This window comes from Ruegeria sp. BH8, from assembly GCF_056538065.1.
Genome location: NZ_JBQFSP010000001.1, coordinates 749,206 through 768,792, shown reverse-complemented (window position 1 = coordinate 768,792; position 19,587 = coordinate 749,206). Strand labels below are relative to the sequence as shown.

The following is a 19,587-nucleotide window of genomic DNA, read 5'->3' as shown; positions in this document are numbered from 1 at the left end:
GGGTCTTCTGAATATGAAAATAGCGCCTCGGAAAACCGCCGACCTGTCTGCCCAGATTGCACAAGCCATCCGGGACGCGATTGTTTCGGGCGAGTTGATTGTGGATGCGCGCCTGCCCTCGGAAGCGGAACTATCCGAGCAATTTCAAGTTTCGCGCCCAACGGTGCGTGAGGCTTTGAAACGACTGGCGGCGCAATCCCTGATCCGCACGCAGCGTGGCGCAACCGGAGGTGCGTTCGTAAACCGTCTGAGTTTCGAAGATGCCTATTCGCAGCAGATCACGACCTCGACCCTGCTGCTGTCGATGAACGCGGTCAGCTTTGATACGGCCTGCGAGGCCCGCTATGCGCTGGAACGGGCCTGTGCCCCCCTGTCTGCCCAAAGACGAACGGCGGATCAGCTTGCCACGATGCGGGCGGAAATCTTTCGCCAGTCCCAGCCCGGTCTGACGGATGAGGCGTTTTGTGCTTCAGACGTCACCTTTCACAGGGCCCTGGTAGACGGGGCCGACAACCCTGTCCTGTCCTATCAACTGGCTGGCGCGGTCGAGGCGATGCAACCTTTGATGAACATGATTACCTTCACAGCTCGGTCGCGCGAAGAAATCATCGCATTGCACACCAGAATTGCGGACGCGCTTGAAGCCAGAGACGCAGATATTGTCGACACGGCGTTGGTCGACCTGGAGCATTACACACAGCAACTGGCCCACGATGTGGCCGAACGCAAACGCAAACCGGCCTGAAGGCTTAGACGGAAACATACTTTCAAAGGCAGAGGTACGAGCAGGCAGAATGTCATCCGGCGCCAAGACCGGAACTCTCAATAAGAATTGAATGACAATGATTTACGGGAGGACGTTATGAACAAAAGACCGGACCCAACCTTTTATCCGTCGGCCAAGCTGGCGATGGAAGGCCCCGCTGAAACGCTTGCATTCACGCTGATGCTCAGCCCCGATTTTTCGCAACCCGACGGGCTGGCAGTTGTGAATGTCGATCCGACCTCGGCCGATTTCGGGAAGATCGTGCACCAGGTGATCATGCCCGAAAAAGGCGACGAGTTTCACCATTTTGGTTGGAATGCCTGTTCCTCGTCGCTGTCTCCGCTCAGCGGTCATGCGTTTCTGGAACGTCGCTATCTGATTATCCCCGGTATCCGTTCCAGCCGGATATACATCATCGATGTAAAGAACCCGCTTGAGGCGAAGATTCACAAGATCATCGAACCCGAGGAAGTCTTTGACAAAACAGGGTATTCACGACCACACACGATCCATTGCGGGCCGGAAGGCATCTATGTCAGCACGCTGGGCGGCGGCGGCGCGGACGGCACCGATGGCCCTCCGGGTATTTTCATTATGGATTGTGAAACCTTCGAGATCATCGGGCGCTATGAGATCGAGCGCGGCGTGCAGGACAAGCACTATGATTTCTGGTGGAATCTGCCGCGCGATTACATGGTCAGTTCCGAATGGGGCCTTCCCCCGCAATTTGAAAACGGGCTGGTGGCCGAAGATCTGCTTTCGAACAAATACGGTCACCGCATCCATTTCTGGAACCTGCGCAACCGGACCAATATTCAAACCATCGATCTGGGCGAAAACCACCAGATGGCGCTGGAAATCCGGCCCGCGCATGACCCGGTCAAACAATACGGGTTCTGCGGCGTTGTCGTTGATACAACCAACCTGCAAGGCGCAATCTTTACGTGGTGGCGCAATGACGACGGCACGTTCGAAGCCAAGAAAACGATCACCATCGACCCGCAACCCGCTGATCCTGATGATCTTCCTGATCTTCTCAAGGGGTTTGCCGCTGTACCGCCACTGGTCACCGATATCGACCTGAGCCTGGATGACAAGTACCTTTATGTCGCGTGCTGGGGAACCGGCGAGATGCATCAATATGATGTGTCCGATCCGATGAACCCGACCCTTGCCGGGAAGGTCGAAATCGGAGGGATTGTCAAAAAGACCAAACATCCGAACGGTCAGACCTTTGGCTATGGCCCGCAAATGGTCGAGATCAGCCGCGATGGTAAACGCGTCTATTGGACCAATTCGCTTTATTCCACGTGGGATGATCAGTTCTATCCCGAAGAAGGCGGTGCGGCCATGGTCAAGGCGGATGTCGGCGACAATGGCGGGCTGGTTTTGGATCCGAAGTTCTGGGTCGATTTCCCCAAAGGATATCGCAGCCACCAAATCCGGCTGGAGGGCGGAGATTGTTCAACCGACAGTTTCTGTTACCCTTCGGTCTGAATTGGAAATCCTGATGACATCAACGGCTGGCCTTTGGCTGGCCGTTGTTCTGAGCGGCGCGTATCACGGGCTGAACCCCGGGATGGGCTGGCCGCTGGCGGTTTCGTCAGCCCTGATGGAGCAGCGCCAATCCGCTCTCTGGCGCGCGCTGGCAGCTTTGGCCGGCGGGCATTTTGTTGCTATGCTGGGTGTCCTTCTGCCCTTTGCCCTGATGGCCGTTCTGGTTGATTATCAACGGGAAATCCGCATCGGGGCTGCGTTGATTGTCATCGCGATGGGGCTATACATTGCGATCACCCGCCGTCACCCCCGTTTTCTGTCGCGCATACCACCCAGCAAACTGGCGCTGTGGTCGTTTCTCGTGGCGCTTGCCCACGGGGCCGCCCTTATGCTGGTTCCGATCTATCTTGGTTTGTGCCAGTTGGATGAACTGGATGCCGGTCATCAGGCGATCTCCAAAATCATGACAACAAACGGTCTGCTGGTTCTGGGAGTTGCGGCCTTGCACACCGCCGCCATGGTTCTGGGCGGAGGGTTTCTGGCCTTCGCTGTTTATCGTTGGCTGGGGCTGCGTTTCCTGTCCCGCAGCTGGTTCAACCTTGAACTCATCTGGGCTCTCAGCCTTGTTTTGGTTGGTCTTTTGGGGCTGTGGTCGGCGGTTTAATCGCTTTCCTTTGGGCCGTAACACACTATCCTTAGGTGCTGATATTACAATTCAATGAGGCCCGGATGATCACGACCCTGAATGTCATTGCCGCGTTGCTGACAATCGGTTTTGGCCTGTTCGGCTTTCTGGCGCCAGTTCATACCGCCAACGCGCTGGATCTGGCACCCACCAACAGCACCATGGGTCTGAGCGAACTGCGCGCTTCGGTCGGAGGGCTGTTTGTCGTCTCGGGCATTGCTGTCATCTGGCTGAATTCTCCGATGGCCTACACGATGTTGGGCATTGTCTATGCCGGTGCCGCACTGGGCCGCTTCCTGTCACTGGCGCTGGATAACCCGCCTTTTGTGAAGGCAGCAACCTTTGGTGGAATCGAACTGGTGCTGGCGATATGGTTGATCGCCGCTAACTTCAACAGGGCCGCATAACGTGCTGTAATTAAAGCGGTCCAAGATGTGTATTCTGGGTTTGCATCCGCAGCTCTCCTCACCTATATATGAGGTGTCCTTCGGGACTATGGACATAAACGCGCTCGTAATAAGCGGATCGGACCCGGGGGCGGTACCCGGCGGCTCCACCAAAATCCTTCGTTTGAGGATCACGGGGCCGAAACAGGATCGACGAACGTCTAAAGGGGTAAGCTTTGTCTCGGCTGTCTGCCACCGTTACCGGCGAAAACAGTACAATTGCAAACGACAATCGTGCTCCGGTTGCAGTTGCTGCGTAAGCAGTAACAAGACCGAAACTTAAGTCCTTGCGCCTAGCCGCGTAAGGCGGGGTTCGCAGGTACCTGGCAACAGAAACCTGCACTTCCCCCCAATATGTCTGATATTTATGCCGCCCTTGCGCAGATTCAGAGTTTGTTCATTCCTTTTTGCCATCGTGTTCGCAGTTGGACAGGAGCGTTGGGATGACGAATTCAGAGATACTCAGATCCTGGTATTCTGAGGTTTGGGAAAACGGAAACACCGAGGCAATCGATCAGTTCTTTGCGCCAGAAACCATGGCCGAGGGGCTGATCCCCGAAATGCAGGTGGGTGCAGACGATTTTCGGGATCTCGTCACGGCATTTCGCCATGTCCTGGGGGATATCAAGGTGGATTTGCCCAAGATCATCGAGAATGGCGATTGGGTATCCGCCATCCTGCATGTGCAGACGTGCCGGGCCGATAATGGTGCCCCTTTGGAGGTCACCGGTCAGGTCATGGCCCGGTTCAAAAACAATAAGATGGTCGAAGCGTATAATCATTTCGATTTCATCTCGTTTTTTGAAGAGATGGGTCAGTTTCCTGCCGACACCCTTCCGGTGTGCATGACCGGTCAGAGGCTCGACTGGGCCTGACGGTTCAAACCGTAAACTTGACCCCCTACGTTCTTGCGCGGTAGCACTGATGCAGGGGGTCAGCTTGCGAACACCCCGTGAGGCGTCAGCCCAAGCTTCGCATGGATCCGAATGACTAAAGGAGACATGCTATGGCTGCTCTTAACGCCATCACACCAACCCAATTGAGCCGATTGATCGGAACGCCTCAGGCGCCTGTTCTGATCGACATACGCACCGACGCGGATTTCAGTGAGGACCCGCGGCTGATACCGGGATCAACTCGCTTACCGCACACGGAAATCGACGCGATGACTCGTCTGATTGGCAACGACCCTTGTGTAATTATCTGCCACAAAGGCAAAAAGCTGAGTCAGGGGGCGGCGTCCTGGCTGCGCGGGATGGGCAAAAACGCCGAACATCTGGAAGGCGGGTTTGAAGGGTGGCACGAGCAGCGCGAGGCGCCGTTGATCCCACAGTCGATTCTGCCGGCGCCCATTAATGGCAGCACATTGTGGGTTACGCGCCAAAGGCCCAAAATTGACCGTATCGCCTGCCCCTGGCTGATCCGCCGGTTTGTTGACCGCAATGCACGGTTCCTTTTCGTCGCGTCGGAAGAAGTTCAGGGAGTCGTTGATCATTTTGATGCCACCCCCTTTGACGTTCCGAATGCATTTTGGACACATCAGGACAGCGGCTGCACATTTGACACGATGATCCGGGCATTTGACCTGCGAACCGAGGCGCTTGAGCGTATGGCCCGGATCATACGCGCTGCGGATACCGACCAGCACGATCTGGCCCCGGAAGCCGCTGGGTTGCTGGCGTTCTCGGTTGGTTTGTCCCGCCAGTATCGCGATGATCATGCTCAGCTTGAAGCTGGGTTGCACCTTTATGATGCCCTGTTCCGCTGGGCACGCGACGGATTTGATGAAAAGCATGACTGGCCATCGGGTCATGGCGCATGAAACCTTCGACACTGGACCTTTTCAAGGTATTCGGACGGATCGGCCTGTTGTCATTTGGGGGGCCCGCTGCCCAGATCTCGCTGATGCATCAGGAACTGGTCGAGCACAGGCCCTGGCTGGATGAACAGACCTATCTGCGCGCGCTTTCCTTGTGCATGTTGCTGCCCGGTCCCGAGGCAATGCAATTAGCAACCTACGCAGGCTGGCGTTTGCGCGGCGTCGCGGGCGGGCTGATTGCGGGCAGCCTGTTCGTGTTGCCGGGGGCGTTTGTCATTACTGTTCTGGTCGCGCTTTATTCAGCATTCGGCGACGTTCCACTGGTGCAATCCGCATTTACCGGCATCAAGGCGACCGTCATTGTGATCGTCCTGCAAGCCCTGCGCAAGCTGTCAGGTAAGGCGCTGACGGATACGGAGCATCGTGTCATCGCGGGTCTGTCGTTTCTGTCGATCTTTCTGTTCAACCTGCCCTTCCCCCTGATCATTTTGATCGCGGCCCTTTGGGGGTATTTGCGTTATAATGGACCCATCGGGAAAACCGCGGCTCAGGACACGCCGCACCTTGCCCGCTCGGCCCGGACGATAGCGATCTGGTTGCCGCTTTGGCTGGGGCCGCTTGTCGCGTTAACACTCAGCGGCCACCAATTGCTCAGCGATCTGGGATGGTTCTTTGCCCGGCTGGCTGTTGTGACCTTTGGCGGCGCCTATGCCGTTCTGGCCTATATGTCGCAAACGGTTGTGGATCAGTACCACTGGATCAGTGCAGACCAGATGATCGACGGATTGGGGCTGGCAGAAACCACCCCTGGGCCATTGATACTGGTTACACAGTTTGTCGCCATGCTGGCGGGACAGATCAACGGTGGATTCTCACTGGCGCTTGCTGCGGGCGCTGTTGCGCTATGGGCAACGTTTGTGCCCTGCTTTCTGTGGATTTTCCTGACGGCCCCTTACCTTGACCGTCTGGCCACACGCCCCCGCCTGTCTGCCGCCCTTCACGGCATTACCGCCGCTGTTGTCGGAGTGATTCTCAACCTTTCCGTGTGGTTTGCCCTGAACGTTCTTTTCGAATCGGTGCCAGACATGAATTTGGGTCCGGCGGCAATACCCGTGCCCCAAGTGTCTTCGCTCAACATCCCGGCGCTTGCGTTAACCTTTATTGCTGGAATATTGATATTTCGACTAAAATTGGGGATCGGAACAGTGTTGGTTCTGATGTCACTGGCAGGGCTGGTTGCGCATAATATCTGATCAATCCGATCATACCTGCCCTTTCGTTTCCGAACAAAACCCCTATGCTGAGCTTAACCACTTTTGAGGATGACACATGTCGCAAGGCATCGACTATGGCAACCTGATGCACACCGCCATGCGCGGGCTTATCAAGACTGTGCTGACGGATGTATCGAAATCCGGTCTGCCCGGAGCGCATCACTTTTTCATTACCTTCGACACACGCGAAGATGGCGTGGATATCGCCGATTGGCTGCGCGACCGGTATCCGGAAGAAATGACAATCGTCATGCAACACTGGTTTGAAAACCTCGAGGTCGGAGAGAACGGATTCGCCATTACCCTTAATTTCGGAGACGCGCCGGAACCGCTTTACATCCCCTATGGCGCGATCAAGACCTTTGTCGATCCATCGGTGGAATTTGGACTGCGGTTCGAAAGCCCGGACGACGAAGATGAGGACGATTATGTTGCAGAGGACTTGATCGAAGTCGAAGAGGAAGAACAGGCGCATCACGACGCCGATGTCGTGTCGCTGGACAGCTTCCGCAAATAAGCCTTTGAGCCCCGCCCTGCGCGGGGTTCAGCGTTTCATCAGAAATGTTTCGACAGATCGGGATTTCTGACCGTCTATGAAGCGCGAGAATGACAGGTTCAGCCCGTCTTCGGCCAGGGTTCGGTCGAACTGCTGCAATTCATATCCGCCGTCAACGTCAATGAACAACGAAAACACCGTCAGCGTTTCGCCTTCGATACGCCCCCAGACGAAGGGTTCACCTTTCATCGGATCCAGCGGAACCTCATGACCGAACACGTTGCGTTTCATTGCGGCCGAAAATACATCCGGGCGGTCCGAGGGCACGAAGTCGATGGAAAACTGCTGTTCTTTTACCCGCCCGTCCAGCTTGTAGGTCGTGGTTTGCCAGCTGACGTTGAACCCGTTTTTGGTCTCGAAAATGGAAACGCTCATATCCCGCGGGGTTGAGGTTCCGTCCGCATCCACGACATTTGCCGAGCCCACATAATCCCCCAGGAACGGGGTAATGTCCGCGGCGCGCGCAGATGCGCCCAGAACAGACAGCCACAAAGCACAGACAGCAAATAACACGATCGCTTTTTCAAGCGTAATGCGATGGAAATTCGACATCTTGTCCTCCAAGGCGGCTACGAACCTATTGTAGCTGAGAGGGGGCCGCGCACAATGGCACATTCCCCGACGATAACAATAAAAGTGACGCACCCCGCGCCTATACCTTTGACGCCCTTGGGTTTAAGGTGCGCGCAACTGGCCGATTGCGTCACAGCTTGGCTGCGGCTAAACGGCATACAACAGCATACCAGACGGAGTGACAGATGTCTCAGACCCGCACCGAATCCGACAGCTTTGGCCCGCTCGAGGTTCCTGTCGACAAGTATTGGGGCGCGCAAACGCAGCGTTCGATCATGAACTTCCCGATCGGTTGGGAGAAACAACCCATTGCCATTGTGCGTGCGCTGGGCGTGATCAAGCAAGCCTGCGCGATGGAGAACAAGGCGACCGGAAAACTGGATGCCAGGATTGCCGATGCCATCATTCAGGCCGCGGGTGAGGTGATCGAAGGCAAGTTTGACGACAACTTTCCGCTGGTCGTCTGGCAGACGGGTTCCGGCACCCAGTCGAACATGAACTCGAACGAGGTCATCGCGAACCGCGCCATCGAAATTCTGGGCGGTGTCATCGGTTCAAAAGACCCCGTGCATCCGAACGATCACTGCAACATGGGTCAGTCGTCGAATGACACCTTTCCCACCGCGATGCACATCGCCACAGCGATGAGTGTTCGTGACGTCCTTCTGCCTGGGCTTGAAAAACTGGCCTCTGGTCTTGAGCAGAAGGCTGATGAGTTCAAGGACATCATCAAGATCGGCCGGACTCATACGCAGGATGCAACGCCTCTGACACTGGGGCAGGAATTCAGCGGTTATGCCCACCAGATTCGTCAGGGGATTGCACGCGTTCACGCAGCGCTGCCCGGCATCTACGAACTGGCGCAAGGCGGCACCGCCGTAGGCACCGGCCTGAACACCCAAAACGGTTGGGGCGAAGCGGTTGCGGGCCATATGGCGCAGATCACCGGCCTGCCCTTCGTGACCGCGCCGAACAAGTTCGAAGCGCTGGCCGCCCATGACGCCATGGTCTTTATGTCCGGGGCTTTGGCGACCATCGCGGGCAGCTGCTATAAAATCGCCAACGACATCCGTTTCCTGGGCTCTGGCCCGCGTTCGGGGCTTGGCGAACTGATCCTGCCCGAGAACGAGCCCGGCTCGTCCATCATGCCCGGCAAGGTGAACCCGACCCAGGCCGAGGCGTTGACACAGGTTGCGGCGCATGTGATGGGCAACAACGCCGCGATGAATTTTGCAGGCAGTCAGGGCCATTTCGAGCTGAACGTCTATAACCCGATGATGTCCTACAACCTGTTGCAATCGATCCAGTTGCTGGGCGACGCCGCCGACAGCTTTACCGAGCGGATGTTGCTGGGCATCAAGGCCAATGAGCCGCGCATCGACAAGCTGATGAAGGAATCGCTGATGCTGGTGACGGCGTTGGCCCCGACCATCGGCTATGACAACGCCACCACGGTCGCCAAGACCGCGCATAAGAACGGCACAACCCTCAAGGAAGAAGCCATCGCGCTGGGGTTTGTGGACGAGGCAACCTTTGATGCCGTTGTGCGCCCCGAACAGATGATCGGCCCGAAAGACTGATGGGCAAGCCGGTCAACCTGAACCGGTATCGAAAAGAAAAGGCGCGGGCCGAAAAGAAGGCCCGCGCAGATCAGAATGCCGTCGCCTTTGGGCGCACCAAGTCCGAGAAAGCAATCGTCAGGCTTCAGCAGGGCAAGCAGAAGCGTGACCTTGACAATCACGAGCTGGATGAATGAGCGGTCGACCGGTAAAACGTTCATTGACCCTCAAGGGACACCGGACATCAGTCTCGCTTGAAGACGAATTCTGGCGGGCATTTCGCGATATTGCGAAAGAAAAAGATCAGCCAATCAATGCACTGGCCGCGCAAATTGATGTTGATCGCGACCCGGAAACCGGATTGGCCTCGGCTATTCGCGTGTTTATTCTGAACTGGTACCGAGACATGGTTTAACACTTGTCAGATCTTGGTCGTTGGGTGTAACGTCCCCAAGGAACAAAAGGGGTACATTCATGGGTAACACGATATCTGGACCTGACAGTCAACCTCGGTGTTCCTGGTGCCAGGCGGCGCCGGAATTCTTTGACTATCATGACAACGAATGGGGGTTTCCGGTCGCGGATGATCAGCGATTGTTCGAAAAACTGTGCCTGGAAAGTTTTCAATCGGGTCTTAGCTGGCGCACGATCTTGAACAAGCGCGAGAATTTCCGAGAAGCGTTTTACGGATTTGATTTCAACAAGATGGCTGAGTTCTCTGAAGCCGATGTTGAACGTCTGCTGCAAAATGATGGGATCATTCGCCACCGGGGCAAGATCGAGGCGGTGATCAACAACGCCCGCCGCGCGCAGGATCTGGTGGCGTCGGAAGGATCGCTGGCAGCCTATGTCTGGCGGTATGAGGCGGAAACCCCGCCGCCCCCGCAATCGGCATCCACATCGCCCGAGTCGGTGGCCATGTCGAAGGACCTCAAGAAACGGGGCTGGAAGTTTGTTGGCCCCACGACGGTGTTTGCGTTCATGCAGGCCATGGGGCTGGTCAATGACCATGCCGAAGGCTGTATCAGCAGAAAAAAAGCGGCACAGTTGCGCCGCTCTTTCACGAAACCTGTCTGAGGATCAGACCGAGGCTTTGAAGATCTTGTCGATATTGCCGCCCAAAGCGGCGTTGAATTCGGCGTCCGACTGCTGTTTCGAGAGACCTTCGGTCAGTGCGCGCGAGAAAGACGCGATCATTTTGCCGTTCTGTTCCAACAGGTTGCAGGCCTCTTCGGTCGAATACCCGCCTGACAGCGCGACAACGCGCAGAACACGCGGATGGTCAGCCAGTTCGTCATACAGGTTTGCCTGTGTCGGGATCGTCAGCTTCAGCATGACCTCTTGCCCTTCGGCCAGCTGGTCCAGGTTCTTCAGGATTTCAGCTTTCAGAATGTCCTCGGCCTCCGCCTTGGTTTCTGAATGAATGTTGACCTCCGGCTCGACGATTGGAACCATTCCGGCGTCAGTCACTTCACGGGCGACGTTGAATTGCTGGGCAACCACAGCCGCGATGCCGTCGGCATTGGCCTCGTGGATGACCGAACGTTCCTTGGTACCGAACACGCCTTCTGCCTTAGCCAGCGTGTCGGCCAGACCGGGGATCGGTTTCATCAACTGAACGCCGTTGGCCTGATCCTCGAGGCCCTTGTCGATTTTCAGGAATGGCACGATGCCTTTGACCGACCAGAGGTAATCAGCGACCTTGCGGCCCTCGATCTCTTCACCAAGGGTGCGTTCGAACAGGATCGCACCGATGACTTTGTCTTTGGTGAAGTCATTTGCCAGAATGATCCGCGCGCGCATCTTTTGAATTTCGCCGAACATCTCAGCGTCCGAGCTGTAGGTCGACGCGTCAACGCCATACAACGCCAGAGCTTTCGGGGTCGAGCCGCCGCTTTGATCCAATGCCGCGATAAAGCCTGCGCCGTTGATCATCTGCGCGCGCTGTTCTGCTTTGGCCATAATGTTTTCCCGTTCAATGATGATTCCGATGTCTTCCCCCGCATACATCACAGTCAGGACCGATGGTAGTTTGTTAGCGCTCAACCAGCCGCAACCATATGCCATCCCTGGATCGAACGGTCAGATGGGCCACCGGAACCGGCGTTTTGCCGCTGATTGTTTCGAATTTGAAATTCCGCACCAGCATCGACAGGATCAGCGGCCCTTCGACCATGGCAAACCCGGCCCCGGTACAGACGCGGGGACCTGCGGAAAACGGGATATATGCCTTACGCTGGCATGTTTTGCCGTTTTCACTGTTCCAGCGGGTCGGGTCAAAGCCATCGGGATTGTCCCATAACCGTTCGTGACGGTGCAGGTGCCAGGGGCTGATTACGATTTGTGACCCGTTGGGAACGTCTCTGTTTCGGAACTGGTGTGGGCACTTGGCCTCTCGCACCATCATGGGAACCGGTGGGTACAGGCGCAGTGCCTCGCGAAACACGTCGCGGCTGATCTTGAGTTTGGAAACCGAGGCAAAGGTCGGGTCGTCCAGAGCGGCAGCTTCGTCAGTAATCCTTTCCTGCCATTCGGGATAAAGCGCCAGCAGATACAATGTCCACGCCAGGGCCGATGCGCTGGTTTCATGGCCTGCCAGAAAGAAGATCGCGACCTGATCAACCATTTCTTTGGGCCCGAAAAACTGACCGGTTTCAGGGTCAGCGGTTGTCATGATCTTGGTTGCCAGATCATCGGGGGCGGTTCCGGCCTTGATCGCCTCTGCCCGCTCATGGGTCAGGTCAGTGATCAGGTTACGAATGTCTTCGGCGTTTTTCCGTGTCGTCCGGGAGTGGAACCGAGGCATCCATTTGGGCAGCGGAACGAAAGCTGCAAGGTTCAGCAGAGGTTGTTCGCGCTGGTAATTGCGGAACTTTTCAAACACCTTGCTGGCTATGGCGTGGTCGATTGGCACCGAAAACAAGGTGCGAAAAATCACATCCGCTGCGGCGTGGCTTGTTTGTTCTTCGACTTCGACCTGTTTGCCGACATGGGGGCGTAACCGCTCAACACATGCGTCTGCCGCGGCCAGCATGGCGGGAAACGTGTCTTTCAGCCGCCCGCCCTCAAATGCCGGGTCAATGATGCGCCGCTGACGTTTCCACGTCTCTCCATTGGTCAGGAACACCGAATTTCCAAGCAAAGGGCGCAGGCCTTCGCTGATCCGGCCCGATTTAGGGAAATCTTCGGGGCGTTTCCTGAGGACGGTGTCAATCAGGTCCGGTTGATTGATCAGGAAAGATCGAAAGAAGGGTGTCCTGAATTCGGCCATCCACGCGCGATAAAGGCGCGCTGGCTGTGCAGACAGCAGATCCTGACGAAACAGTTTCAGGTAACGCAATAGGGAAACCTTGTCTGCGCGCGGCTGGGGCTTGGGCGGGATCATGGGCGAACCGAAGTGTATTTGGACACAGGCGTCTCAATCCGGCTGCGTGAGGGGGCACGTCCTCGGAAACGCTGTTTCAGCGTCAAAGGGCCTGCTGTAATTCGGAAATAGTCGTAAATACCCGGCGTATCGAATGCGCAAAGGTACTGAAAATGCAGCCGGAAGAACCGCCAGCGCAGGGCTTTCCAACGTTCAGGCGCCAGAGTTTGCGTAAAGGCCGCCGACAGGACAAGCGGCCAGCGTTTGTCCGGCCTGGCCACCCCTGTAACGGCCACCGGATCACACAGCGCAAATGCGCAGCCATCCCCGGGGGCCGAGACATCGACCCATGTGATGGCTGAACTGGAGGAAAGGAATTGAAGGTCGGACCGAAGGCCCTGCGCATTTGGCAGAAAGGACACCATAGGCACCACCTGCCCCAGGCTGAGGAACGACAACTCTGCCCCTTGTTGCGGCACCGCCCTGTCGCGGATCAGGTCGGCCAGAACAGACACCCCCAGGTGCGCGCCCGAACTGTGGCCTACCACCAGAACCTCATCTACACCGGATATCAGCGCCGCTTCAATCGCCTTGCGGAATGCCGCCAGCCTGTCTTTCAGTTCGCGCGGAGTTTCCCCCTTCAGCTGCGCGGAATAGGCATAATCATGCATCAGGTAGTAGGCAAACAGCCGGTTGTCGATCTTGCGGAACCACAGCATCAGCGCAACCGCAATGGCGATTCCCGGAAACAGGCCCCACCAGCCGGCCACAACCACAGATGTCCACACGACCGCAAGCGCAACCAGCAACTGAGACACCAACATCGCCACCGGATAGAGCGCCGCAATCACCGGGCCTTTGCGCAACCGCATCAGGCGCCACAAAGCACCGGTCGAAATGTATATCCACGCCGTGTGGGCCAACTGCGCATAGGTGGCAGGGATCGACGCGGACATGCTGTCGCGCACGATGTCTGACCAGACCAGTACTTCAATTTCAGTCTCGACGGACGCACCGTCCTGAATGGACGTCACGGACCAGCCGAACAGACCCTCCGCGGACTTGGGAGCCATGGCGATCTCATATCCTGATATCCGGGCCTGCGCTTGCGACTCGGTTCGGTAAAGCTCGCGATATCGTCGCGGCGGCATCGGGTCATAACCGGGGATGTAGAACACCCGGCGTTTGCGCACCTGTGACTGATTTCTTTGACTGCTCATACCTTTACCTTCTGCCGCGCAGGTTAACGCAGGCTTTAGGTCAAGGTAAGGGGGTCAGACGCTCAGCCGAAATTCGCAAGCGCCGGAAAGGTTTCCAGCAACCACCAGCTGAAGCGGGTGAACAGCCCTGTCACCAGCATGATGCCCACGAACAGCAGCAGCCCCCCCATGACCTTTTCGATCACACCCATATAGGGCTTGATCCGGTTCATCACCGTCATAGAGCGGTTGAGGAACATGGCGGCCAGCAGAAACGGAATACCCAATCCAGCGGCATAAACACCCAGCAACAGCGTTCCACGCGCCACCGAGGCCTCGGATGCCGCAAGGGACAGGATCGCGCCCAGTTGGGGGCCAATGCAAGGCGTCCAGCCGAATGCAAAGGCCAATCCAAGAATATAAGCACCAAAGACCGAACCACCGGAATCACCAGTTTCGATCCGCGCTTCACGGTCCAGAAAGGGGATGCGGAAGACATTCAGGAAATGCAGACCAAAGACAATGACAACGGCACCGGAGAGTTTAGCGAAAAGCACCTGATTTTGCAGCACAAACGCCCCGAAGGCAGATGCAGTGAAACCCAACAGCAGAAAAACTGTCGACAGGCCCAACACAAAGAACAGCGCTGACATGGTTGCCTTGCGCCGGGCGCGGGTCTCATCCTGCATTTCGTTGATCGTGACGCCGCTCATATATGCCAGATAGGGCGGCACGATGGGCAGCACACAAGGCGACAGAAAGCTGATCAGGCCACCCAGCAGGGCAACAAACATGGCGGGCAGCAGCCCCGCGTCTATGATTTCTATTCCGAACATGTCTAAGCACATAAGTGATGATTGGCGGTCCGTCACGGGGCCAATGAGTCACATCCTCGTGCTTGGAATCTGGACAATATTACAACTACGCCCTATCCCGAAAATCATGTCAGAGATTACAGATACGCTGGATGCGCTGGGCCTTCTTTGCCCCCTGCCCGTCCTCAAGGCCCGCAAACGGCTGAAATCCATGCCGCAAGGTTCTGTGTTGCGTGTACTGGCTGATGACCCGGCAGCCATCATCGATGTCCCGCATTTTTGCGCCGAAGCTGGCCACACATTGCTGTCTCAGGATTTGGATGGCGAACATCAGGTCTATCTGATCCAAAAATCCGACTGACTTAATGATATAAAAAAGGCGGGCAAATCTGCCCGCCCTTTCATCAGTTGCCCAACGACCACCATCCGCGCCGTTTGGGCCTGTCGGATTCTGGCTCAGGTTCATCTGCCACAGTTTCAAGCACCGGTTCAGGTTCTGCTGCCACGGGTGTTTCTTCCACGGGCGCGTCTTCGACCGGCTCATCGGCAGATTGAACTTCAGGTTCTTCCATCGCAACGATCGCTTCAGCTTGCGCGACTTCCTCAGTCTGCTCGGCCACCTCTGTTGCTTCTGGCTTAGCTTCAGCAGCCTCAGCCGCTTCGCTTTGCTCGGCGACAACCGCCTCGGCAGGTTCGGATTCAGCGTCTGAGGCCGCCTCTTCAACTACCGGTGCATCAGCCGCGGTATCGGCATCAGTTGCTTCTGTCTGTTCCGAAGCCTCTTCTGCCACCGCATCTTTCTTACGACGGCGCGGAGCGCGCTTGCGTTTGGGCTTGGCGGGTTTTTCCTCTTCCGTCGCTTCGGCTTCGGTTGCCTCGACAGCGGTCTCGGTTTCAGCGGATTCGCCTGCGGCATCCTCCTGCTCTGTCCCTTCACCGTCATCCGCGCCCTGTTCCGGCGCGTCACCATTGCCCCCGCCCTTCTTGCGACGACGACGGCGGCGCTTGCGCTTGGGTTTGGTGTCATCTTCGGTCGGCGCGATATCCTCTTCGGTTTCTTCCTCGTCCGAAGAATCGACCAGATCCATCAGCGAGGCATCGACCGACACGACAGGTGCTGTCGCTTCGGGAACAATGCGGCTGGCGGTCTTGAATTTCTCCATCGAGAAATCCGGGCTGACCAGATGCACATCGCCTTCGATCCGTACAGACAGGCCATAGCGCGATTCGATCTGTGCAATATGCTCGCGCTTCTGGTTCATCAGGAAGTTCGCGATACTGACCGGGCAGCGCACCAGAACCTCGCGCGAGCGGCGGCGGGTGCCTTCCTCTTCGATCTGACGCAGGATCGACAGTGCCATGTTGTCGTCCGAACGGATCAGGCCGGTGCCGTGGCATGCCGGGCATGGCTGCGTGGTCGCCTCGATCATACCGGGGCGCAGCCTCTGACGGCTCATCTCGAGCAGGCCAAAACCTGAAATCCGGCCGACCTGAATGCGGGCACGGTCGGTTTTCAGCTTGTCCTTCAGACGCTTTTCAACGGACGCATTGTTCTTGCGCTCGTCCATATCGATGAAATCGATGACAATCAGACCGGCAAGGTCACGCAGACGCAACTGGCGGGCCACTTCTTCCGCAGCCTCAAGGTTGGTTTTCAGCGCCGTTTCCTCGATCGAGCCTTCTTTCGTGGCCCGGCCCGAGTTCACGTCGATCGCCACCAGCGCTTCGGTCACGCCGATCACGATATACCCGCCAGATTTCAGCTGAACAGTCGGGTTGAACATCCCCGCCAGGTAGCTTTCCACCTGATAGCGTGCAAACAGCGGCAGCGCGTCCTCGTACCGTTTCACATTCTTGGCGTGCGACGGCATGATCATCTTCATGAAGTCTTTGGCGATGCGGTATCCGCCCTCGCCCTCGACCAAAACCTCATCGATATCGCGGTTATAAAGGTCCCGGATCGACCGTTTGATCAGATCGCCTTCTTCATAGATCTTCGCAGGTGCGATGGATTCCAGGGTCAATGCCCGGATCTGCTCCCACAGGCGTTGCAGGTATTCATAGTCGCGCTTGATTTCCGATTTGGTGCGCTTGGCGCCCGCAGTCCGGATAATCAAACCCGCCCCCGTGGGCACATCAATATCCGCGGCGATTTCTTTCAGTTTCTTGCGGTCAACCGCGTTGGTGATCTTGCGGCTGATCCCACCGCCACGGGCGGTGTTTGGCATCAGAACACAATAGCGACCGGCCAGCGACAGATATGTCGTCAGGGCCGCCCCTTTGTTGCCGCGCTCTTCCTTGACGACTTGCACCAGCAACACCTGGCGCACTTTGATCACTTCCTGAATCTTGTACCGGCGCGGGCGTGGCTTGCGCGGAGGGCGGATGTCTTCGCTGTCGTCTTCCTCGGCCACGGATTCAATCGTGTCATCTTTCGCGGCAGCGTCAGCGTGTTCTTCATCCGCGTCGCCATCATCTGCGTCCTGGTCATCTTCAGACAATTCAGACGCTTCATCGCCATCGTCAGCGCTTGAAGCATCCGCCGCGTCATCAGAATCCCCTGCTGCGTCGTCTTGTGAAGACTCAACTGTTTCAACCTCAGCCTCGTCTTCCGAAGCCGCTTCCTCTGCAGTGTCATCTGACACAGCTTCCGGCGCTTCGTTGTCCTCAGGCTCCTCAACAGGGGTCTCAGCGACGACTTCCATTGGCGATGTCCCCTCGGGCACCTCCATGTCCGCTTCGTCACTGTCGTCAAAATCGATGGTTTCCATACCGGTCGGCTCGGTCGAAACTTCCATCGTTTCGACCAAATCGTCCGACTTCAGATCCGCGGCCTTTGATCGGGACCGAGAACGCCGCTTTTTCGGCTTGCCCTCGTCGGCCTCATCCCGCGCCTTCATGGCCTCGGCATAAGCGCGCTCTTCCTCCATCAACGCCTCGCGGTCGGCGATGGGGATCTGGTAATAGTCCGGGTGAATTTCCGAAAACGCCAGGAAGCCGTGCCGGTTCCCGCCATAATCCACAAAGGCCGCCTGAAGCGACGGCTCAACCCGTGTTACTTTTGCAAGATAGATGTTGCCAGCAAGCTGGCGCTTGTTTTCGGATTCAAAATCGAACTCCTCGACCTTGTTTCCGTCGACCACCACGACGCGGGTTTCCTCCGCGTGGGTGGCATCGATAAGCATTTTCTTAGCCATGTGTCCTTGGTGCACCGCGCCAAACGCGTTATCCTGACCCGTCCAGGTGGACAGGCACATTTGGGGAGGTGTCTTGTCAGGGCGATATTGGACGGCGCGCGGCAGGGTCTGGCGCTGTGGCCCCCTGCCCGGTCACTCAATCGTTGCGCGCGCGTCATCGCGGTTCTTCTCCGACAGGCGCGTTAGCCGCAGCCTGCCCATTATTCCTTTCGCCCGACATGTCGGACTCAGGTACTACATTGCCCCAAATGAGGCACAATCGGTCTGCTTTGCGGCGAACAATCCGTCATCACCATCAGCAAAGCAGCGAAACTCAATGATTCGGGGCTTATGGACACAAAACTGGCCCGGCCCGTCCGGACACAATAAAAGCAGTCCTGTGGAAAAGACAATGGGCAAACTGCACCGCCCCTGCGACGGCGTGCGGGATCGCCTTCATCTGGCCAAAAATATCCCGGGGGAGTCGCCAAAGGCGACGGGGGCAGAGCCCCCGCCACAAAGTTTACAGATAGTCCGACCGCTGGAGGCCGTATTTGGCCATCTTTTCATTCAGCGTCCGGCGCGGCAGGCACAGCTCATCCATCACAGACGCGATTGAGCCTTTGTGCCGCCGCATAGTGTTATCGATCAGCATCCGTTCAAAGGCTTCGACATATTCCTTCAGCGGCTTGCCTTCAGTGGTCATGACCGGCTGCATTTCCTCGTGATCCGACATCAACAGCGAGGCGATCGTTCCGGACCCACGGCGCGATTGCAGCACCGCGCGTTCGGCAATGTTGATCAACTGGCGCACGTTCCCCGGCCAGGGTGCCTGCAACAGCTGCGCGGCTTCCTGAGCGCTTACCTGAGGCGCATCGCAGCCGTATTCTTCGGCGAACTGCTCGCTCAGACGGGTAAACAGGGTCAGAATATCCTCGCCCCTCTGGCGCAGGGGCGGCATGGTGATGCGCAAGGCGGCCAGTCGGTAGAACAGGTCCGGCCGTAAGACATCTTCGGAGGTTTTTCCCGCCTCTTGCAGGTTCGAGATCGCTACGATGCGTGTCTCGGCCGGCGTGCCCTGCTCGTTCATCACGCTGAGCAGCTTGGCTTGCAGGGAATCGTTGAGCGCTTCGACATCTTCCAGAACCAGCGTTCCGCCCCGCGCCTCTTCGATGGCGGGCAATTGGGCGTCTTCAGGCATCATCGGCCCAAACAGACGTTTGGCCAACGCGTCTTCCTCGTGCGCCGCGCAGGACACCAGCACGAATTTCTTGCCGGCACGGCTTCCAACCGCATGCAGGGCGTGTGCGACAAGCGTCTTTCCGGTCCCTGTCTCTCCGTCGATCAGCACATGGCCATCCGCCTGACCTAGATCGAGGATATCCTCGCGCAGGCGTTCCATAACCGGGCTGGCACCGATCAGTTTGTTCATGATCTGGGTGCCGCCGGACAATTCCCGGCGCAGCGCGCGGTTGTCCAGCGTCAGACGCCGCGCATTGCTGGCCCGTTTGGCCAGTTCAGACATGCGGTCGGGGTTGAAGGGTTTTTCAAGGAAATCGAATGCACCGACACGCATCGCCTCGACAGCCATCGGAACATCGCCGTGACCGGTGATCATGATCACGGGCAAGGTGCTGTCAGCGCCCATCAGCTTTTTGAGAAGCTGAATGCCGTCCATTCCGGGCATCTTGATGTCCGAAATCACTATCCCCGGATAATCCGGACCCAACACCTTGAGCGCATCTTCCGCGCTGGCGAAGGTTTCCGTGTCATAGCCGGACAAAGCGAGCCACTGGCTGATCGATTGGCGCATGTCCTGTTCATCGTCAACAATGGCAATTTTCATGGCTTGTGCCAT

20 protein-coding genes and 1 other RNA gene are annotated in these 19,587 nt (G+C 57.1%); 14 read left to right on the top strand and 7 right to left on the bottom strand.

All coding sequences use genetic code 11. The features are described 5' to 3' along the window. The first annotated feature begins 13 nt into the window (after positions 1–13). The 9 genes from ACR0AD_RS03770 (at position 14) to ACR0AD_RS03730 (ending at position 7,004) form a co-directional block, all read left to right on the top strand. The gene (locus ACR0AD_RS03770; RefSeq protein ID WP_480485703.1) at positions 14–745 is read left to right on the top strand and encodes a FadR/GntR family transcriptional regulator; all 732 of its coding nucleotides are present in this window, start codon (positions 14–16) and stop codon (positions 743–745) included. Between the two features lie 117 nt (positions 746–862). Then, positions 863–2,263 (top strand): selenium-binding protein SBP56-related protein, encoded by a 1,401-nt coding sequence (locus tag ACR0AD_RS03765; RefSeq protein WP_480485705.1) that lies wholly within the window; start codon positions 863–865, stop codon positions 2,261–2,263. Between the two features lie 13 nt (positions 2,264–2,276). Next, on the top strand, positions 2,277–2,927 hold the full coding sequence (locus ACR0AD_RS03760; RefSeq protein ID WP_480485707.1) for a hypothetical protein: 651 nt from the start codon (positions 2,277–2,279) through the stop codon (positions 2,925–2,927). Between the two features lie 65 nt (positions 2,928–2,992). Then, complete coding sequence (locus ACR0AD_RS03755) at positions 2,993–3,355, top strand: DUF4345 family protein (RefSeq protein ID WP_480485708.1); 363 nt, start codon at positions 2,993–2,995, stop codon at positions 3,353–3,355. Positions 3,356–3,391: 36 nt separating this feature from the next. After that, positions 3,392–3,738, top strand: a transfer-messenger RNA (tmRNA) gene (ssrA, locus tag ACR0AD_RS03750). Positions 3,739–3,837: 99 nt separating this feature from the next. Further along, positions 3,838–4,269: an ester cyclase gene (locus ACR0AD_RS03745; RefSeq protein ID WP_209503996.1), complete on the top strand. Its 432-nt coding sequence runs from the start codon at positions 3,838–3,840 to the stop codon at positions 4,267–4,269. 131 nt (positions 4,270–4,400) lie between these two features. Beyond that, positions 4,401–5,216: a chromate resistance protein ChrB domain-containing protein gene (locus ACR0AD_RS03740; RefSeq protein WP_209503997.1), complete on the top strand. Its 816-nt coding sequence runs from the start codon at positions 4,401–4,403 to the stop codon at positions 5,214–5,216. Continuing rightward, positions 5,213–6,466 carry a chromate efflux transporter gene (gene chrA / locus ACR0AD_RS03735; RefSeq protein ID WP_480485710.1) on the top strand — a complete coding sequence of 418 codons (1,254 nt, stop codon included), beginning with the start codon at positions 5,213–5,215 and terminating at the stop codon, positions 6,464–6,466. Before ACR0AD_RS03740 ends, chrA begins: the two co-directional genes overlap by 4 nt. A gap of 76 nt (positions 6,467–6,542) precedes the next feature. Continuing rightward, the gene (locus tag ACR0AD_RS03730; protein WP_480481054.1) at positions 6,543–7,004 is read left to right on the top strand and encodes an SspB family protein; all 462 of its coding nucleotides are present in this window, start codon (positions 6,543–6,545) and stop codon (positions 7,002–7,004) included. Between the two features lie 27 nt (positions 7,005–7,031). On the opposite strand, the gene ACR0AD_RS03725 is transcribed toward ACR0AD_RS03730, so the two are convergent. Next, positions 7,032–7,595 carry a hypothetical protein gene (locus ACR0AD_RS03725; RefSeq protein WP_480481056.1) on the bottom strand — a complete coding sequence of 188 codons (564 nt, stop codon included), beginning with the start codon at positions 7,593–7,595 and terminating at the stop codon, positions 7,032–7,034. 206 nt (positions 7,596–7,801) lie between these two features. Here ACR0AD_RS03725 and fumC point away from each other — a divergent pair, with 206 nt between their 5' ends. The 4 genes from fumC to ACR0AD_RS03705 are packed head-to-tail and all read left to right on the top strand — an operon-like array spanning position 7,802 to position 10,252. Further along, positions 7,802–9,196, top strand: a complete 1,395-nt coding sequence (gene fumC, locus ACR0AD_RS03720; protein WP_480481058.1) for a class II fumarate hydratase — start codon at positions 7,802–7,804, stop codon at positions 9,194–9,196. Continuing rightward, on the top strand, positions 9,196–9,372 hold the full coding sequence (locus tag ACR0AD_RS03715) for a DUF4169 family protein (RefSeq protein WP_480485712.1): 177 nt from the start codon (positions 9,196–9,198) through the stop codon (positions 9,370–9,372). Before fumC ends, ACR0AD_RS03715 begins: the two co-directional genes overlap by 1 nt. Then, entirely contained in the window at positions 9,369–9,590 is a 222-nt protein-coding gene (locus tag ACR0AD_RS03710) for a ribbon-helix-helix domain-containing protein (protein ID WP_480485714.1), read from the top strand. The genes ACR0AD_RS03715 and ACR0AD_RS03710 overlap by 4 nt, the downstream gene beginning before the upstream one ends. 59 nt (positions 9,591–9,649) lie before the next feature. Then, a complete protein-coding gene (locus ACR0AD_RS03705) occupies positions 9,650–10,252 on the top strand; it encodes a DNA-3-methyladenine glycosylase I (protein ID WP_480485716.1) in 603 nt (200 codons plus the stop codon). 3 nt (positions 10,253–10,255) lie between these two features. On the opposite strand, the gene ACR0AD_RS03700 is transcribed toward ACR0AD_RS03705, so the two are convergent. The 4 genes from ACR0AD_RS03700 to ACR0AD_RS03685 all read right to left on the bottom strand — a co-directional run bounded on the left by ACR0AD_RS03700 (position 10,256) and on the right by ACR0AD_RS03685 (position 14,574). Then, positions 10,256–11,137: a fructose bisphosphate aldolase gene (locus tag ACR0AD_RS03700; RefSeq protein ID WP_209596162.1), complete on the bottom strand. Its 882-nt coding sequence runs from the start codon at positions 11,135–11,137 to the stop codon at positions 10,256–10,258. Positions 11,138–11,210: 73 nt separating this feature from the next. Further along, positions 11,211–12,560: a cytochrome P450 gene (locus tag ACR0AD_RS03695; RefSeq protein ID WP_480485719.1), complete on the bottom strand. Its 1,350-nt coding sequence runs from the start codon at positions 12,558–12,560 to the stop codon at positions 11,211–11,213. Then, on the bottom strand, positions 12,557–13,759 hold the full coding sequence (locus ACR0AD_RS03690; protein ID WP_480485721.1) for a hypothetical protein: 1,203 nt from the start codon (positions 13,757–13,759) through the stop codon (positions 12,557–12,559). Before ACR0AD_RS03690 ends, ACR0AD_RS03695 begins: the two co-directional genes overlap by 4 nt. Before the next feature lie 62 nt (positions 13,760–13,821). Beyond that, a complete protein-coding gene (locus tag ACR0AD_RS03685; RefSeq protein ID WP_480485723.1) occupies positions 13,822–14,574 on the bottom strand; it encodes a cytochrome c biogenesis CcdA family protein in 753 nt (250 codons plus the stop codon). Positions 14,575–14,680: 106 nt separating this feature from the next. Here ACR0AD_RS03685 and ACR0AD_RS03680 point away from each other — a divergent pair, with 106 nt between their 5' ends. Continuing rightward, positions 14,681–14,914: a sulfurtransferase TusA family protein gene (locus tag ACR0AD_RS03680; RefSeq protein ID WP_480481072.1), complete on the top strand. Its 234-nt coding sequence runs from the start codon at positions 14,681–14,683 to the stop codon at positions 14,912–14,914. 43 nt (positions 14,915–14,957) lie between these two features. On the opposite strand, the gene ACR0AD_RS03675 is transcribed toward ACR0AD_RS03680, so the two are convergent. Together ACR0AD_RS03675 and ACR0AD_RS03670 are read right to left on the bottom strand one after the other, a co-directional pair. Further along, a complete protein-coding gene (locus ACR0AD_RS03675) occupies positions 14,958–17,750 on the bottom strand; it encodes an Rne/Rng family ribonuclease (protein ID WP_480485725.1) in 2,793 nt (930 codons plus the stop codon). 502 nt (positions 17,751–18,252) lie between these two features. Then, positions 18,253–19,587 carry a sigma-54-dependent transcriptional regulator gene (locus ACR0AD_RS03670; RefSeq protein ID WP_480476731.1) on the bottom strand — a complete coding sequence of 445 codons (1,335 nt, stop codon included), beginning with the start codon at positions 19,585–19,587 and terminating at the stop codon, positions 18,253–18,255.

Coding starts and splice junctions, on each gene's coding strand:
- ACR0AD_RS03770 (WP_480485703.1), top strand. CDS start 14: ATGAAAATAGCGCCTCGGAAAACCGCCGACCTGTCTGCCCAGATTGCA.
- ACR0AD_RS03765 (WP_480485705.1), top strand. CDS start 863: ATGAACAAAAGACCGGACCCAACCTTTTATCCGTCGGCCAAGCTGGCG.
- ACR0AD_RS03760 (WP_480485707.1), top strand. CDS start 2,277: ATGACATCAACGGCTGGCCTTTGGCTGGCCGTTGTTCTGAGCGGCGCG.
- ACR0AD_RS03755 (WP_480485708.1), top strand. CDS start 2,993: ATGATCACGACCCTGAATGTCATTGCCGCGTTGCTGACAATCGGTTTT.
- ACR0AD_RS03745 (WP_209503996.1), top strand. CDS start 3,838: ATGACGAATTCAGAGATACTCAGATCCTGGTATTCTGAGGTTTGGGAA.
- ACR0AD_RS03740 (WP_209503997.1), top strand. CDS start 4,401: ATGGCTGCTCTTAACGCCATCACACCAACCCAATTGAGCCGATTGATC.
- chrA (WP_480485710.1), top strand. CDS start 5,213: ATGAAACCTTCGACACTGGACCTTTTCAAGGTATTCGGACGGATCGGC.
- ACR0AD_RS03730 (WP_480481054.1), top strand. CDS start 6,543: ATGTCGCAAGGCATCGACTATGGCAACCTGATGCACACCGCCATGCGC.
- ACR0AD_RS03725 (WP_480481056.1), bottom strand. CDS start 7,595: ATGTCGAATTTCCATCGCATTACGCTTGAAAAAGCGATCGTGTTATTT.
- fumC (WP_480481058.1), top strand. CDS start 7,802: ATGTCTCAGACCCGCACCGAATCCGACAGCTTTGGCCCGCTCGAGGTT.
- ACR0AD_RS03715 (WP_480485712.1), top strand. CDS start 9,196: ATGGGCAAGCCGGTCAACCTGAACCGGTATCGAAAAGAAAAGGCGCGG.
- ACR0AD_RS03710 (WP_480485714.1), top strand. CDS start 9,369: ATGAGCGGTCGACCGGTAAAACGTTCATTGACCCTCAAGGGACACCGG.
- ACR0AD_RS03705 (WP_480485716.1), top strand. CDS start 9,650: ATGGGTAACACGATATCTGGACCTGACAGTCAACCTCGGTGTTCCTGG.
- ACR0AD_RS03700 (WP_209596162.1), bottom strand. CDS start 11,137: ATGGCCAAAGCAGAACAGCGCGCGCAGATGATCAACGGCGCAGGCTTT.
- ACR0AD_RS03695 (WP_480485719.1), bottom strand. CDS start 12,560: ATGATCCCGCCCAAGCCCCAGCCGCGCGCAGACAAGGTTTCCCTATTG.
- ACR0AD_RS03690 (WP_480485721.1), bottom strand. CDS start 13,759: ATGAGCAGTCAAAGAAATCAGTCACAGGTGCGCAAACGCCGGGTGTTC.
- ACR0AD_RS03685 (WP_480485723.1), bottom strand. CDS start 14,574: ATGTTCGGAATAGAAATCATAGACGCGGGGCTGCTGCCCGCCATGTTT.
- ACR0AD_RS03680 (WP_480481072.1), top strand. CDS start 14,681: ATGTCAGAGATTACAGATACGCTGGATGCGCTGGGCCTTCTTTGCCCC.
- ACR0AD_RS03675 (WP_480485725.1), bottom strand. CDS start 17,750: ATGGCTAAGAAAATGCTTATCGATGCCACCCACGCGGAGGAAACCCGC.
- ACR0AD_RS03670 (WP_480476731.1), bottom strand. CDS start 19,587: ATGGCACAAGCCATGAAAATTGCCATTGTTGACGATGAACAGGACATG.